The organism is Aliiroseovarius sp. PrR006, assembly GCF_010500215.1.
Lineage (GTDB): Bacteria > Pseudomonadota > Alphaproteobacteria > Rhodobacterales > Rhodobacteraceae > Aliiroseovarius.
The window spans coordinates 1,413,217-1,428,462 of the sequence record NZ_JAAGOY010000004.1; the positions used below are offsets into that span (position 1 = coordinate 1,413,217).

A 15,246-nucleotide genomic window follows, 5' to 3' on the forward strand; every position below is an offset into this window, starting at 1 on the left:
CGCGAACATGCTCCGCACAGCTTCGCCCATGGATAAACGCCACGGCAACCCGCGCGTCTTTGATGTGCCTCAAGCTTTTGGCACAGAGTTGGCTTCGAGCCCCTTCAGGATCGGGCAGTCCGGGCGGTCATCGCCAGCGCAGGCCTGCACCAGATGCGACAGCGTATCACGCATGGCGATCAAGTCTGCGATCTTCGCCTCGATCTCGTCCAGATGGGTGCGCGCGATGCGTTTGACATCGGCGCTGGCACGGGATTGATCTTCGTACAAAGCCAGAAGAGCGCGGCAATCCTCGACCGAAAACCCCAGGGCGCGAGAGCGGGCAAGGAAGGTCAGCTTGTGCAGTTCGGTCTCGCCGAAGACACGATAGCCATTGGTGTCGCGCAAAGGCGTAACCAGCCCGATATCCTCGTAGTAGCGGATTGTTTTGGCGGGCAAGCCAGTGTGTGCAGCAGCACCGGAAATATTCATGATGCGTCCTCCAAAACCGGTTTGATGAAGCGCAGGCGCAGGGCGTTGGTCAGAACCAGAACCGAGGACGCCGCCATCGCCCCTGCCCCCAACATTGGTGACAAAAGCACGCCCCATGCCGGGTAGAGAACCCCCGCCGCCACGGGAACCAGCGCCACGTTGTAGCCGAACGCCCAGAAGAGGTTCTGGCGGATGTTGGTCATGGTGCGGCGGCTGACCTGAAGCGCATTCACCACGCCCGATAGCGCGCCCGAGGACAGGACCACGTCGGCGGCCTCGATCGCCACATCCGTGCCCGTGCCGATGGCGATGCCCACATCCGCTTGCGCCAATGCAGGCGCGTCGTTGATGCCGTCGCCAACAAAGGCGACGGTCTTTCCCTCGGCCTGCATGGCGGCGATGGTTTGCAGCTTCTCACCGGGAACAACACCCGCGAGCACGCGGTCGATTTCCAGCCGATCAGCGATAGCGGCGGCGGTAGCCGGGTCGTCGCCGGTGATCATCAGCAGTTCTTTGCCCAAGGCCCGCAACGCCTCCAGCGCTTTGGTGGTGCCGGGTTTCACCGGATCGGCCACGCCGATCAGCGCGGCAAGCTGTCCGTCATAGGCCGCGAAGAACACGGTCTGCCCGTCCGCGCGCATCGGGTCGGCGCGTTCGATGATATTCGTCAGAGGGACCCCCTCGCGGGCCATGTATTGCTGCGAACCGATCAACAGGCGCTTGCTGTCAGCCTCGGCCGACAAGCCAAAACCAGTTTCTGTTTGAACGTTGCTGACGGTGGCTGGCGTGACGCCGCGATCAACCGCGCCAGATAGAATGGCTTGTGCCAAGGGGTGTTCGCTTTGTGCCTCGGCCCCCGCGATCAGGGCGAGGAGCGCGTCGGCATTCTGCCCGTCTGCGACCTCGAAAGCGGTCAGCGCGGGGCGGCCTTCGGTCAACGTGCCTGTCTTATCAAAGGCCACCACGTCCACAGATTGTAACGCTTGCAGAGCGTCCCCGCGTCGAAACAGCACACCCAACTGCGCGGCACGGCCGGTCCCCACCATGATTGAGGTCGGCGTGGCCAAGCCCATCGCGCAGGGGCACGCGATGATTAGGACCGAGACACCCGCGACCAGCGCCAGACCCAACGCAGGGTCCGGGCCGATCAAAAGCCATACCGCAACAGTCAACGCAGCAACCGCCATAACGACAGGCACAAACACGGCGGTGATCTTGTCGACCAGCGCCTGAATGGGCAGCCGTGCGCCTTGGGCGTCTTCGACCATCCGCACGATCTGGGACAGCATCGTGTCAGGGCCAACGGCGGTTACGCGGGCCTTCAGGGCGCCGGTGCCATTCACCGTGCCGCCAGTCACGGGACTGCCCGGTGTCTTCGCGACGGGCACGGGTTCCCCAGTGATCATGCTTTCATCCACAAGGCTCTCACCCTCGATGATTTCGGCATCCAGAGGGACGCGTTCGCCGGGGCGGATCACGATGATCTCTCCAGTGATAACCTGTGCGACGGGGCGGGTGATCTGGCGGCCCTCAACTTCAACCGTGGCTTCGTCCGGGGCCAGTTCGACCAGCGCGCGGATCGCTTCACCGGTGCGGCCTTTGGCGCGGGCTTCCATCCAGCGGCCCACAAGGATCAGGGTGACGATGACGGCGGCGGCCTCGAAATACACGTTCACGGTGCCTTCGGGCAGGATGCCGGGGGTGAGCACAGACACCAGCGAATAGAGATAAGCCGCCGAGGCGCCCAGCGCGACCAGCGCGTTCATCTCGGGCGCGCCGCGCAAAAGTGCCGGAATACCCTTGGCGAAGAACAGGCGGCCGGGACCGAACAGGACAATCGTCGTCAGGATCAGTTGGAGCCAATGCGACACCCCCTGCCCGATATTGTGCATGATCCAATGGTGGAACGGCGGGTACAGGTGTCCGCCCATCTCGATCACAAAGACCGGCAGGGTCAGGGCGGCAGCAAGCAGTGCTTTGCGTTTCAACACCCGCGCTTCGTCCGCTTTGTCACGCGGGCCGGTGGTGCTGCTGTCGGTACGCGGGGTGGTCGGGAACCCTGCCTTGGTGATCTTCGCCGACAGCGCCTCGGGCGTCACGGATCCGGTCAGGAAGGTGACAAAAGCGCGTTCCGAGGCAAGGTTTACCCGCGCGTCCAGCACGCCCGGTGTGGCTTTCAACATGCGCTCGACCCGGCCCACGCAGGCGGCGCAGGACATCGACTGGACATCCAGAACCACCGTGTCCCGCCGCGCCGGATAGCCTGCGCGGTCAAGCGTGGTGGCAAGGCTTTCTGTGTTGGCAGGGGCTGCGAAGGAAACCCGCACGGTTTCCGTTGCAAGGTTCACGGGGGCCGCGTCCACGCCCTCGACCGCGTCCAAGGCACGCTCGGCCCGCCCGACGCAGGACGCGCAAGACAGGTTTTCCAGCTCGAGTGTGAGTGTTTTCAAGGCAGCCATGAGATTCTCCGCTATGACGGAGTATAGATAGAGATTCCAGTGACTGGAAGGTCAAGGGCAAAGCGGCATTGACCCGCGCGATTGCTGCGCTATTCAGTTGGCAAACCAATAGGAGCCCCCATGACCACTTTCCACGTCCCCGATATGAGCTGCGGCCACTGCAAAGCCTCGATCACCGAAGCGCTGGAAGGGCTGGGCGAGGTGACCCTGAGCTTCGACATGGACACCCGCGAGGTGCAAGTGGACGGGCTGGAGCCCGCAGCCGTCATCGACGCGCTGGACGAGATCGGCTTTTCCTCCACCGTCAAATAAAAACCCCGGCATGTAGCCGGGGCTCCCATTAGCGTTTGTGACAGGCCACTTGCTGCCCGTTGCCGCGATCCGTCAGGGGCGGCTTGGTTTCCGCGCATTCCAGCCCGTATTTCGCCTCGATATTGGCGAGGACCTGCGCAGGCAAGGGACGTTCCGATGTGAACGCTTCGCCGGGCGCTGTCTGCATCAGCCAAAACGAGGCGACCAGAAGAATGATAAGAGTGGGGATCGCGACGGCGACCCTGCGTATGATGAAGTCAAGCATCTTTACCCCTAGGAGATGCGGCGTTGTCGGACCCACGATACACGAAATGGCGAACCCTACGTAAAGCCGGATTAAGCGCCTAGGACAGTTTGGTTAACGGCCTTCGTTGATCTGGATCAGAAACGCAGATGCGGGTGGGGCACCGCACGCGATGCGCGGTGCCCCAGTTTCAGATCAGATCCGGCTTACTTCGCGACCTTGTACAAGTCTTTCGAGCACCAGTTCTGTTCCACGTTTTCGACGGGCCAGCTGCCTGCAATCGAAGGCTGCAGCATGTAGTCTTCGGTGTAGTGATAGATCGGAATGATTGGCATGTCGGCTGCGATGATTTCCTCGACCTTGGTGTAGTTCGGTTGAGGGTTGTCCATCGTCTTGGCGTCTGCCAGCAGGCTATCGACCATATCGTTGGCATACTTGGCGTCGTTGTAGCCCGACCCAGAATGAACCAAATCCAGGAAGGTCGAAGCCTCGTTATAGTCACCACATCAACCGGCACGGGCAACTTCATAGTTTTGCTCGCCGCGAGTGGTCAGGTAGGTCTTCCATTCCTGAATTTCCAGCGTCGCATTCACGCCCAGATTCTGCTTCCACATCTGGCTAGCTGCCAGGGCCACTTTCTTGTGAGCCTCGGACGTGTTGTACAGCAGGGTCAGGTCGATCGGGTTGTCCGCACCGTAACCAGCCTCAGCCATCAGCTCGACAGCATTGGCGTTGCGTTCGTCCTGACTCCAACCTGCATATTCAACCGACGGCACTCCAAAGCCAGCGGTTGCGCCCGGAGTAAAGGTACAGACGGTCTTGCCGTCATTGGTGGTGTGGCTCGGCGCAACACAAAGAGGGAAAAAACCATTTACGGCGCGGCAAGCCATCCACCCGTCTGCCCCGCTTTTTCGGCGTATTTCATGCTGCCCGCCGTCATAATCACATCGACCTCCGTCAAAATGTCGATTGTTTGCGTCACCACCCCTGACGTCACGGTGATTATTGCCATTCCCGGTCGCGCGTGCGACCATTTGGTAAAACTTTGACCACAACACATGCCCAAGGGGTGAAATCCGTGAAAAGCGAACCGCAGACAACCTCGGATGAGGGGCTGAAAGCGTCGTCCGACCAGCTGCCGCAACTGGCCTTGCCCCGCAATCCGGGGATGGATTTGGACATGAACTGGGTGCGGGCCGTGCAGGCCAACACATCCGCCATTGAACGCCGCTGTGCGACCCTATCGGGGCGGCGCAGCGTGAAGAAGGACTATCAGGCCGCATGGCTTCTGAAGGCGATCACCATGATCGACCTGACCACCCTATCGGGCGACGATACCGAAGGCCGCGTGCGCCGCCTGTGCGCCAAAGCCGCCCAGCCCGTCCGGCCCGAGATCATGGCTGCCCTGGGGATGGAGCCTGTGACCACCGGCGCCGTGTGCGTCTATCACGACATGATCGAGACCGCCGTGTCGTCCCTGAAATCGCTTGGTGTAACCATGCCGGTCGCCGCTGTGTCGACGGGCTTCCCGGCTGGCCTTAGCCCCTATCACCTGCGGGTCGAGGAAATCCGCGAAAGCGTGCGCGCCGGTGCCGAGGAGATCGACATCGTGATCTCGCGCCGCCATGTTTTAACCGGCAACTGGCAGGCTCTGTATGACGAGATGCGCGACTTCCGCGAAGCCTGTGGCGATGCCCACGTGAAAGCCATTCTGGCGACCGGAGAGCTGGGCAGCTTGCGCAATGTCGCGCGTGCATCGCTGGTGTGCATGATGGCGGGCGCAGACTTCATCAAGACCTCGACCGGCAAAGAAAGCGTCAACGCCACCCTGCCCGTCAGCTTGGTCATGATCCGCGCCATTCGCGACTATTTTGACGCCACCGGATACAAGGTGGGCTACAAGCCTGCCGGCGGGATTTCGAAGGCCAAGGATGCGCTGGTTTACCTGTCGCTGATCAAGGAAGAGCTGGGCGATGACTGGCTGGACCCGCACCTGTTCCGCTTCGGCGCCAGCTCGCTTCTGGGCGACATCGAACGCCAGCTGGAACACCACGTGACCGGCCACTACTCGGCCACCTACCGCCATCCGATGGGATAAGGACAAAGACATGACCGTGAAAGAAAAATTCGACAGCATGGATTATGGTCCCGCACCGGAAAGCGCGGGCGAGGCGTTAGAGTGGATCGCGGCGCGCGACAGTGCGTTTGGCCTTTATATCAACGGCGAAATGACCAAACCGGGCGCGCTGTTCGACAGCCGCAACCCGGCGACGGGCGAGGTTCTGGCGCAGGTCACGCAAGCCAGCGCAGATGATGTGGACGTGGCGGTGATCGCCGCCCGCAAGGCGCAAAAAAGCTGGGGGGCTCTGCCCGGCCATGCCCGCGCAAAATACCTCTATGCGCTGGCGCGTCTGGTGCAGAAGCATTCGCGCCTTTTCGCCGTGCTGGAAAGCATGGACAATGGCAAGCCGATCCGCGAAAGCCGCGACATCGACATCCCACTGGTCACGCGTCACTTCTATTACCATGCAGGCATGGCGCAACTTCAGGACGCCGAGCTTCCCAACCGCGAGGCCTTGGGTGTCTGTGGCCAGATCATCCCTTGGAACTTCCCGCTTCTGATGCTCGCGTGGAAAATCGCGCCCGCAATTGCGATGGGCAACACGGTGGTGCTGAAGCCCGCCGAGTATACCTCGCTGACCGCACTTCTGTTTGCGCAAATCTGTGACGAAGCCGGACTGCCCAAAGGCGTCGTGAACATCGTGACCGGTGACGGTCGCGTGGGCGAGGCGATTGGGACCCATGAAGGCATCGACAAAATCGCCTTCACCGGGTCCACCAATGTAGGCCGCCACATCCGCCGCGCAACCGCCGGGTCGGGCAAGTCGCTGACGTTGGAGCTGGGCGGCAAGTCGCCCTACATCGTGTTCGACGACGCCGATCTGGATAGCGCGGTTGAGGGTCTGGTCGACGCGATCTGGTTCAATCAGGGCCAAGTCTGCTGCGCAGGCTCGCGCCTGATCGTGCAGGAGGGCATCGCGGATCGCTTCTATGCCAAGCTGAAAGCCCGCATGGGCAAGCTGCGGATTGGCGACCCGCTGGACAAATCCATTGATGTCGGCGCCGTGGTCGACCCGATTCAGCATCAACGGATCACCGATATGGTGAACGCAGGCGCGGGCGAAGGCGAGCTTTACCAAGCCCCCTGCCCGCTTCCCGATCAGGGCTGCTTCTATCCGCCCACGCTGATCACCGGATTGTCCTCGGCCTCGACCCTGATGCAGGAAGAGATCTTCGGCCCGGTACTGGCCGCAACCACTTTCCGCACGCCGGGTGAGGCGGTCGAGATCGCCAACAACACCCGCTACGGGCTGGCAGCCTCGGTCTGGTCCGAGAATGTGAACCTGACGCTGGACATCGCCCCGAAACTGGCCGCTGGCGTGGTCTGGGTGAACGGCACCAACATGTTTGATGCGGCTGCTGGTTTCGGGGGCGTGCGCGAAAGCGGGTTTGGGCGCGAAGGCGGATGGGAAGGACTGCAGGCCTATACCAAGCCGCGCGGCAAAGCTGTGGCATTGAAGCCGGTTGCCCCCGTAGCCGCCCCGAAGGACGCCAAGGTAGATGCGCTGGACCGTACTGCCAAGTTCTATGTCGGCGGCAAGCAGGCGCGCCCAGATGGCGGGTACAGCCAAGCAATTTGGGCGAAATCCGGCACGCTTCTGGGCCATGTGGGTATCGCCAATCGCAAGGACATCCGCAACGCGGTCGAGGCAGCGACGGCCGCCAAAGGGTGGGCGAAAACCACCGGGCATGCCCGCGCGCAGATCCTCTATTACATCGGCGAGAACCTCTCGGCCCGTGCAGGCGAGTTCGCCGCCCGGATCGACGCCATGACTGGCGGCAAGTCCGGCAAGAAGGAAGTTGAGGCCGCCATCTCGCGCCTGTTCACCTATGCCGCATGGGCTGACAAGTTCGACGGCGCTGCCAAACCCGTACCGATGCGCGGTGTGGCGCTGGCGATGAACGAACCGGTGGGTGTGATCGGCGGGTTCTGCCCGGACGAAGCGCCGCTTCTGGGCCTCGTGTCCCTGATGGCGCCCGCGATTGCGATGGGCAACCGCGTGGTGCTGGCAGCCTCACAACCCTACCCGCTGGCGGCCACGGATTTCTATCAGGTGCTGGACACCTCGGACGTCCCCAGCGGCGTGGTGAACATCATCATCGGCGATCACGTCACGCTGGCCGCCCCCTTGGCCGGTCACTTGGGCGTGGATGCGATCTGGTCGCATTCCGGCGCCGACATCTCGGCCACGGTCGAGCTGGAAAGCGCCGGCAACCTGAAGCGCAGCTGGGTCAACAACGCCAAAGCGCGGGACTGGATGGGCGCTGCCGGTGAAGGGCGAGAGTTCCTGAGCCACGCGACCGAGGTGAAGACCGTCTGGGTACCCTACGGCGAATAACCCGCCCCATCAAAAAGCAGAAGCGCCGCGCGAGGGTCTCTCGCGCGGCGCTTTTTCATGCAGCCATAAGCGCTTACTTCTTCTTGCGCCACGTCCCCAGCCAGCGGGACACGCGACCCTTAGCTTCATCAGCGCGGGCATCGACGGCATCCCATGCCTCACTGGCATCCTCAATCGCGGGGTCGATCGAGCGCTGGCGGAACTGCCGCCACAGCGCGCGCACAAAGCCCAGCGCGACGGCGAGGAACAGGAAGAAGGCGATGTTGAACCACGGAATGATTGTCACGTCCGGCCCGGCCACGGGGCGAATGCCCACAGCGTTCGGGAAAGTCGACAGCAGCTCGTTCCGCCAGCCGTAATGCGTGATCACCGCCCATTTTGGCTCTTCCGCAGTCGAGCGAAGGTCGTCGACTTCAGTCTGCAAGCTGGCGGTGTCAAACTTGAAATAGAACGGCCAAGACCAGCCGGTATCCTCGTTACGATAGACCATGACCTCGTCCGCATCCGCGCGAATGAAGCCCAGCAGATAGGTCTTCTTTTTCACCGTCTGTACGAACTGCACATCACGGTTGATCAGGCCTGCGGATTGGTCATCCGGTTTGGACCAGAAAATCCGGGTCCAGTCGTCCAGATCCTGACGTTCCTGATAGGTGTTCACAACACGCACCACGTCATGTTGCGGCAGCGTGTAATGCAGCACGCCAAACAGGATAAGCGCGATCAGGCTGCGGATGATGATACGGAAACGGCGCATATTAAACCTCAGTTAATAAGTATAATCGACAGCAGTACCAGCAGCGCAGGCACCACATAAACCAGCAAGATCAGCTTGGGGCGGAAGCTTTTTTGATAGTCCTCCATCCCCTCGCGCAACCACGCTTCGCGGTCGCTTTCATTGCCATTGGGATGTTCTTCGGCCCACTGTTCTTCCAGCTTTTCCAGACGGACCGAGCGGGAATAGAGGCTGACCAGCAGATAGATGATGCTAAGCCCCACAAAGCCGAAAATGATCAGACGTAGAAATCCCATCCCTATTTTCCTTTCACCGCGCCCCAAGGGCCGACCATTTCAATCACTTGCTCACGCGTACGTTTGCGCGTCGTCGTCGGCACTTTCAGCGCGTCTTTGCGCCCGCCAAACAGCTTATCACGGGCACCGGCCTTATTTGCCATATAGTCACGATGCAGGAACTCTGCCACAAACTCGCGTTTTTCGTCAGGCCATGTGGCGTAGGAGGCATAGAAAAGCTCTTTGTGGCAGATGAACAGCTGGCGGAAGTCCATCGGTGCCAATTCGGACAGAAGACGGTTGATCAAGTCGCGATCTGGATGATCAGGCCGCGCGCGCAGGGTGTAAAAATAGGCCGGATGACGGCTGTCGATCCGCGGCCATTGCCCGCCCGCCTCGGCCCAGCGCACAAGTGCTGCCAGCCCGTGGAAGGCCTGCGGCAGATTACGTCCCATCCGCTGCGCCACGTGCCGCAAGGTGCGCGAGGACATGTCGCCCAGCTCCATCCCGGCCGAGGTCGAGGCGTCCACCAAGATGAACTCCATCTTCTGACGCAGAATTCGCGCGCCCGCTGCACCGCGCTCACGCACCAGCGGCTCGACCAGATCGTTCTTGCGCAGGAAGCTGGCGATGCGGTTGGGCTCGGTCGTGTCGACAAAGGGCAGACGGGGGAAGCGTTCCATCCGGTCCTTATCGCCCGAGACCACCACGCAGGGGCTTTCCACATCGCGAAAGATGTACAGCCCGCCGAAATGCGCCGTCCAGAAATTGCCCTGCTCGTATTCCTGCACGCCCAGATCGACCGGAACCTTGGTCACGTCCCCGGTTTCGCGGGCCAGATCGATCATCTCGGCAATCAGATCATCGTCATACCACGCGTTCGGCGCGGTCTGGAAATAGTCGATCTTTTCGGCCAGCACGCGGGCGTTTTTGACGTGGCTTTGGGTTGTATCGGCCTCGATCACGATCTTGCGGATGTCGAACAGCCGCGACGGGTCGGAGATATCATAGACCGAGTTCATCAGCTCGCCCGCCACCGCGTCATGGGCGGTCAGCGCAAAAAGCTTCGCCTCGTTATCCGCAATGAACTGCCGCAGGATCCCGCGCGAGGTCGAGAACATGGCGTTCAAGAGCGGCGCCTTCTTCTGGTCCACCGTCAGAATGATGAACTGCCGATTGCAGCCATTGGGGTTCAGGTAGAGCGGATCGTTCAGCTCCTCCCCCACCTCAGGCGAGAAGCCGGAAATGTCTATGTGAAACTCAGTCAGCCCGGTGCGCTTGCCCGCAAGGGAATGCAGCGCGCGGTTATACCGCTCGATCAGCGCAGGGCTGTCGACCCGGATCAGATTGCCAAACATGAGGCCGCGTTGGATGAGGCGTTTCATGCGTATTGGGAGTTCGTGTGCGTTTCTCTAGATGATCTACCCTTGAAACGATCCAATACAGCTTCGGCTTCCGCAATCCGAATTTCAAAAGTGAAGTCCAACCTAGAGCTATTGTGGTCTACTAGTTGAACCGCACGGGATACAATTCGCTCCAGAATTTTGGCCGAAAACTGAATATCGTGTGAAAACTTTTTCTGCTGTGCTCGAGAAGCGATACTAATGATGGGAACAGAGGCGGCTAGTCCAGCGATAATTCCAATCATCGCGACAAATGAACTTAATTCTACTGAAGCTACGAAGTTCTCGTGCGTGTTTCTAGTTAACAGTCCCACGACCAAGGTTGCTACCGTACCTGCAAGAGCGACTGCGATCAGGAGATTACGAAGAGCGACGCCTCGCGATTCCAGCCGTGCTTCAAGCTCCAGCGCCCGTTTTACGTCCTCTGTGTATTCTTCGAGCAACTTCAGAAGCTCCGCGCGTGCGGAAGAGTAGCTCGTTTCAATCGACGCTAGATCATTTTCATTTTCAAGCGAGTTCAAAGCTTTTTCCCTTCAAGTAGATCATTGAACCTACGAGTTAGATTATACAAGTGCTTGATGTGTTCGTCCAAATCATATCCTGCAGAAGTCGGGGCAAGGATTTGACCGTCCGGACCCAAAAAATTTGAAACCACATGCGAAACAGGCACAAAATGATGACTGAAAGCCAATCCGCGAGCACCTAAGTCATTCTCGATTTCTGCCAGCAACTGAGCATACTCACTACCATCCGCATCAGTATAGTGCTTGATAACCTTCTCTCTGCTGCTCCACCACAAGTCTTGTTTGCCTACGACGGTCATCATCCACACGTTTCGTTTAACTTCGGATATGCCATCCTTCAATGCATGAAGCCGTTCCAACTCTATCCCGCGTCGCTGCTCAAGATAGGCCTCAAGAAATTTTTCCTCCGACATCCCCGGCGTAAACAATTCAAACTCTTCAAAGGAACTCAGATCAAAAGAATGGTAGCCAAAGGCGACCAAGTTTATGATCGCCAGCGACTTTTTCTTCTCTAATGTATCGAAAATCCGCGGCCAAACTTCCGAAACGTACCTTGCCTGTCCAGGGGCAACCAGTAGTCTTGCAGATACTTTCCCAGGAAATTGAACGTTTTTCTGCTCGATGTCCGACTCGTAAGTGCTGTCGAAATGAAGCGGATTGTCTGAAGTAATGACGTGAGCAAAGGTGGATTTTCCTGTCCCACCTGCACCAAGCACTGCTATTTGAGTTTCACCGTTCAAGATGGCATCCAATGTCCTTTTCGCGTAATTCTTAATCGCCTCCGATTTCGAAACTGCCTTTGCAAGCTCTATGGCCAGTTTTGCTGGATCTAAGTTTTCCGGCGATAGCCAGTTCGCATCACTCATGAATTCTACTCCTCTAAATACCTTTTCTTCGCCTCTTCCTGACGGCCAAGGTCTCGGACCATTGCCTCGATGGCGACCTCGTCGGATTTGTCGGCATAGCGGAATTCTGAATCGGCGTAGCGGTTGACCTCTTGGATCACCATGTCGGTGGTGATGGGCACGCGCAGTTCAGAAATCATGTCTTTCTTGGTGTCATAGTCTTTGACCAAGAACAGTTCGGGGTTTTCCATCCATTCGTCGGGCAGCTCAAAGTCCATCGCGCGGACTTTCACCGCGTCGGTGATGTTCTTGATCGAGCGGCCCGTGAAGCGCTCGTCGGCTTCCTGAATGCCTTTCAGATAGGTGCCGATTTTTGCGATATCGTCCAGCTCTCCGATCTGGTCATAGACCTTGTCAAAGACGTTCATCAGGCCGGTTTCCTGCGGCTTGTTATGCGCCTCGAAGCTGCGGGCGACAGCGGATTTGATTTCCTGCGCGCCGTACAGGTCGTGGTTCCCCAGCGGGATGTCGTGGTTCTTGCCCATGAGCAGATGCAGGATGTCGATATAGTCCTCGCGCGTTTGGGGACCATCCACCAAGAAGCGCGCGCCGGCGCGTTGGCGCAGGGCGTCGTCCACGTTCTCGGGATAGTTCGAGAACATGCCGAAGGTGCAGTTCCCGCGCACTACGGTGTTAGCGCCCGCGAAGCTTTCCATCAGAACCGCCGTGACCTCTTGCTGACCGGCCGAGGATTGACGATCCCCGCGTTTGCCCGCGATCTGGTCGATGTCATCCACGGTGCCAAAGCCGATCACATTGGGGTCGAGCACGTTGTTGATAAATGCCTTGGCGTTCTGGCCCGACTTGCCCTGATAGCTGTCGATATTGTCGATGCCGAAATTCTGGTACCGGAACGGATAGCCCGCCACCGCGCAGTAGTCATTGATCAGCCCGGCCATCATCTGGATCAGCGTGGTTTTACCCGTGCCCGGCTTGCCGTCGCCCATGAAGGTGAAGATGAAGCCACCCAGTTCCGCGAAGGGGTTCAGTTTGCGGTCGAAGTCATAGGCCATCAGCATCTTGGCCAGCTTCATCGCTTGGTATTTCGCGATGTGGTTGCCCACGACTTGATGCGGTTTCTTGAAGGTCATCGTCAGTTTCGAGCCGCGATGGGCGCGGGGCGGCGTGAAGCCCGAGATGGTCAGATCATCTGCCTCGACCCGGTAGTTGGCCGAGGTGAACGGACCAAGGTGGCTGGCTGTTTGGGCACGAAGCGCGACCTTCTCCATCAGCTGTTCGACATAGGCCAGCACCGTGGGCACCAGCTTGTCTTCGGAGGTCACGAAGGTGGCAAGCTCCTGATCCAGCTCCCACAATGCGCCATTCAGGGCGAGTGGGGCGTTGTCGGTCAGGATCTCTTCGACCGCGCCGACCTCAATCGGGGTTCCGCTGGCGTGGTCAGCCAGAAGGTACGAGGTCGCGTTGCCGAAGACGTAAAGGACGATCAGCGCCTCGGCGGTCAGAAGTTCCGAGAACGCAGTGGATTTGTCTGCGCCTAGACGGCCCTCGAGGTTCGCGCGACGCAGGGCGGCGAGTTCGGTTTGCTCGGCAAACCCCTCACCCACCGCCAAAGCAATCGCAATGGCGCGGCGCAGCGTGTGCAGGACGGTTGCCTGCATGGGGGACACCAGCGGATCATCCCCGTCCGAGCCTTCGATCCGTTCGACCAGATGCACGCCTTCGGGCCGCGCGGTGGACCGCGTGACCAGACCCGGCGTGGTCGACCGGAACCGTCGCGCGCGTCCAATGCCGGGGCTGCGTTCCGCCTTGGGCGCTTCCTTCGGCTTGGCAATCCGGGGCGTGTGATCGAACCCGTCCAGATGCCCCGCCGCAGCCGCATAATGCGCGCGGATTTCCTCTTCGCGAAGCTCCATCAGATCAGCGGGGTGAGACATGAAATACTCCTAAAAAATCAACGATATGACAGCACCCGGCCACCCGGGCTGACAACAAATTTGCGTACGTCGTGGAACCCGGCGGGGTTCTTTTCGGCCAGCACCTGAAACGGGCGCTCGGGCATGATGATGGCGCGTTCCATGCTGGTCGCGCCGATGGTGGACCCCGCCCCGGCAAACGGATCGAGCGCGAAGACCTGACGTTCCACCTTCCCGAACCAGCCGGATTTCTCCTCCTTCACCGAGGCGCTTTTCAGCTCTTCCACGGTCCATGCCAACGCCCAGTCTTCGCCGGGCGGGCTTTTGGCTTGCTCCAAAACCTCACGCAGAGGGCCGGTTTGACGGGTAAACGTATGGCTGTACATCGGGCCGACATGGAAGCGGCGCAGACGTTTCGGGTGCAGGTCGTCGAAATCCTTATCGAACCCGGTGGCGATGGTCACAAGTTGCAACCCAGCCATCGACTGCGCCATCAAATGCGACTGGACCTGAGGCCAACGGCGTTCGTCTTTGGGCAGCGCGGTGCGGCCGGTGTCTTCCAGTTCCATCAGATAGATGGTGGGCAGGTTGACCTCGCTGTCATAGACCGCCCAATGGGCCAGATAGACGCGGCGGGGATCGCGGCCCTCGCCCTTGTTGTGGCGCCAGATCACGTCGGGATGCATCTGGGGCCAGAAAAGGTCGCCCTTTTGCAGCTCTTCATAATAGAGCCGCTGTGACAGGGCGTATTGCAGCTTCTTCGGCACGCTCAGATCACCGACAATCTGGCTGACCATCTGGCTTTTCAGATCGCGGGCGGAGGCCATGCCCTTCAGATGCGTATCCGCCTGCGCGGCGTCGGACGCCATTTGCAGAAGTTCCGCATGGATCGGAAACCCGCTGTCGCGCCTATCAAAGGTCAGCGTCGCCCCGCCCAGCCCATAGGCCGTTTCGGACATGTGATACTTGTTGGCCAGCGCCTTGAAGCTAAGGCCCAGCTTGATCAGGTAGCGGGCGAGCACGTCGACCTCGTCGCGGCTCAACTTGCCCTCGACCTCCATCTGCCCGGCCACACGGGCCAGATGCGCGGTTATCTTCTCGAATTTCGAGAAGTAGCGCCGCGTGATCTGCGTATCCGTCAGCTCGGCATGGTCGCGGGGGGCAAAGCCGGCCGCGGCACGTTCGGAGGTTTTGATGTTATCGCTCATCGCTTTCCTTTTTGGGCACAAACCAAGACCAAACCCATTTCACAAAGTCCCAAAGTGTCTGAAGATACTCGAGCACTTCCATCAGCAGTACATAGGCGAACCAAAGACCCCGGATTATGGTCCAGAGGCTATCCATCTGGATCGAACCAAACAGTAGCCATTCCAGAGCAAACGACGCGGCGACGACTGCTGTGATCAAGATCGTATATTTGGGAAACGACCGCGCAGTTGTGCGTTTGAAGCTCTGGGTTTCGTTCGTCATAGCTTTCAATCAAACCGATGAGGGCGGCGCCTGACCCTGGGTGGGTGCGAAGCGCCCTCCCGTGGGGAGGGTCGGGCGCAGCCCGGACTATCGACCGGGCGAAACTTACATCGGCT

General features: G+C 59.8%; 16 protein-coding genes and 1 pseudogene. 3 read left to right on the forward strand and 14 right to left on the reverse strand.

What is annotated here, in order from left to right:
- Positions 1–69: 69 nt before the first annotated feature.
- Positions 70–471 (reverse strand): Cu(I)-responsive transcriptional regulator, encoded by a 402-nt coding sequence (gene cueR / locus G0Q00_RS06895; protein ID WP_163037611.1) that lies wholly within the window; start codon positions 469–471, stop codon positions 70–72.
- Positions 468–2,930 carry a heavy metal translocating P-type ATPase gene (locus tag G0Q00_RS06900; protein ID WP_163037613.1) on the reverse strand — a complete coding sequence of 821 codons (2,463 nt, stop codon included), beginning with the start codon at positions 2,928–2,930 and terminating at the stop codon, positions 468–470. The genes cueR and G0Q00_RS06900 overlap by 4 nt, the downstream gene beginning before the upstream one ends.
- 120 nt (positions 2,931–3,050) lie before the next feature.
- On the opposite strand from G0Q00_RS06900, the gene G0Q00_RS06905 reads away from it, so the two are divergent.
- Positions 3,051–3,242, forward strand: coding sequence for a heavy-metal-associated domain-containing protein (locus G0Q00_RS06905; protein ID WP_163037615.1), 192 nt, complete (start codon positions 3,051–3,053; stop codon positions 3,240–3,242).
- A gap of 97 nt (positions 3,243–3,339) precedes the next feature.
- Here the strand turns inward: G0Q00_RS06905 and oppB are convergent.
- From oppB to G0Q00_RS15865, 4 genes and pseudogenes are all read right to left on the reverse strand, one after another.
- Positions 3,340–3,507, reverse strand: a pseudogene (oppB, locus tag G0Q00_RS06910) (oligopeptide transporter permease); the annotation flags it as partial.
- 185 nt (positions 3,508–3,692) lie between these two features.
- Positions 3,693–3,956 (reverse strand): hypothetical protein, encoded by a 264-nt coding sequence (locus tag G0Q00_RS15855; protein WP_239058338.1) that lies wholly within the window; start codon positions 3,954–3,956, stop codon positions 3,693–3,695.
- A gap of 36 nt (positions 3,957–3,992) precedes the next feature.
- Positions 3,993–4,376 carry an ABC transporter substrate-binding protein gene (locus G0Q00_RS15860; protein ID WP_239058339.1) on the reverse strand — a complete coding sequence of 128 codons (384 nt, stop codon included), beginning with the start codon at positions 4,374–4,376 and terminating at the stop codon, positions 3,993–3,995.
- Positions 4,358–4,498 (reverse strand): hypothetical protein, encoded by a 141-nt coding sequence (locus G0Q00_RS15865; protein WP_239058340.1) that lies wholly within the window; start codon positions 4,496–4,498, stop codon positions 4,358–4,360. Before G0Q00_RS15865 ends, G0Q00_RS15860 begins: the two co-directional genes overlap by 19 nt.
- Before the next feature lie 102 nt (positions 4,499–4,600).
- Here G0Q00_RS15865 and deoC point away from each other — a divergent pair, with 102 nt between their 5' ends.
- Together deoC and G0Q00_RS06925 are read left to right on the forward strand one after the other, a co-directional pair.
- Entirely contained in the window at positions 4,601–5,584 is a 984-nt protein-coding gene (gene deoC / locus G0Q00_RS06920; protein ID WP_239058395.1) for a deoxyribose-phosphate aldolase, read from the forward strand.
- A gap of 10 nt (positions 5,585–5,594) precedes the next feature.
- Positions 5,595–7,946 carry an aldehyde dehydrogenase family protein gene (locus tag G0Q00_RS06925; protein ID WP_163037619.1) on the forward strand — a complete coding sequence of 784 codons (2,352 nt, stop codon included), beginning with the start codon at positions 5,595–5,597 and terminating at the stop codon, positions 7,944–7,946.
- A gap of 73 nt (positions 7,947–8,019) precedes the next feature.
- Here G0Q00_RS06925 and G0Q00_RS06930 read toward each other — a convergent pair whose 3' ends face one another.
- From G0Q00_RS06930 to G0Q00_RS06965, 8 genes are read right to left on the reverse strand one after another with little or no spacing between them, the layout of a single operon-like run.
- The gene (locus G0Q00_RS06930; protein ID WP_163037621.1) at positions 8,020–8,700 is read right to left on the reverse strand and encodes a DUF1523 family protein; all 681 of its coding nucleotides are present in this window, start codon (positions 8,698–8,700) and stop codon (positions 8,020–8,022) included.
- Positions 8,701–8,708: 8 nt separating this feature from the next.
- Positions 8,709–8,975, reverse strand: a complete 267-nt coding sequence (locus G0Q00_RS06935) for a hypothetical protein (protein ID WP_203564907.1) — start codon at positions 8,973–8,975, stop codon at positions 8,709–8,711.
- A gap of 2 nt (positions 8,976–8,977) precedes the next feature.
- Positions 8,978–10,339: a DUF6638 family protein gene (locus G0Q00_RS06940; protein WP_163037623.1), complete on the reverse strand. Its 1,362-nt coding sequence runs from the start codon at positions 10,337–10,339 to the stop codon at positions 8,978–8,980.
- A complete protein-coding gene (locus G0Q00_RS06945; RefSeq protein WP_163037625.1) occupies positions 10,336–10,878 on the reverse strand; it encodes a hypothetical protein in 543 nt (180 codons plus the stop codon). The genes G0Q00_RS06940 and G0Q00_RS06945 overlap by 4 nt, the downstream gene beginning before the upstream one ends.
- A complete protein-coding gene (locus G0Q00_RS06950) occupies positions 10,875–11,747 on the reverse strand; it encodes a hypothetical protein (RefSeq protein ID WP_163037627.1) in 873 nt (290 codons plus the stop codon). Before G0Q00_RS06950 ends, G0Q00_RS06945 begins: the two co-directional genes overlap by 4 nt.
- A 5-nt stretch (positions 11,748–11,752) precedes the next feature.
- Positions 11,753–13,681: an ATP-binding protein gene (locus G0Q00_RS06955; RefSeq protein ID WP_163037629.1), complete on the reverse strand. Its 1,929-nt coding sequence runs from the start codon at positions 13,679–13,681 to the stop codon at positions 11,753–11,755.
- Between the two features lie 17 nt (positions 13,682–13,698).
- Positions 13,699–14,868 carry a hypothetical protein gene (locus G0Q00_RS06960; protein WP_163037631.1) on the reverse strand — a complete coding sequence of 390 codons (1,170 nt, stop codon included), beginning with the start codon at positions 14,866–14,868 and terminating at the stop codon, positions 13,699–13,701.
- On the reverse strand, positions 14,858–15,130 hold the full coding sequence (locus G0Q00_RS06965; protein ID WP_163037633.1) for a hypothetical protein: 273 nt from the start codon (positions 15,128–15,130) through the stop codon (positions 14,858–14,860). The genes G0Q00_RS06960 and G0Q00_RS06965 overlap by 11 nt, the downstream gene beginning before the upstream one ends.
- Positions 15,131–15,246: the final 116 nt, after the last annotated feature.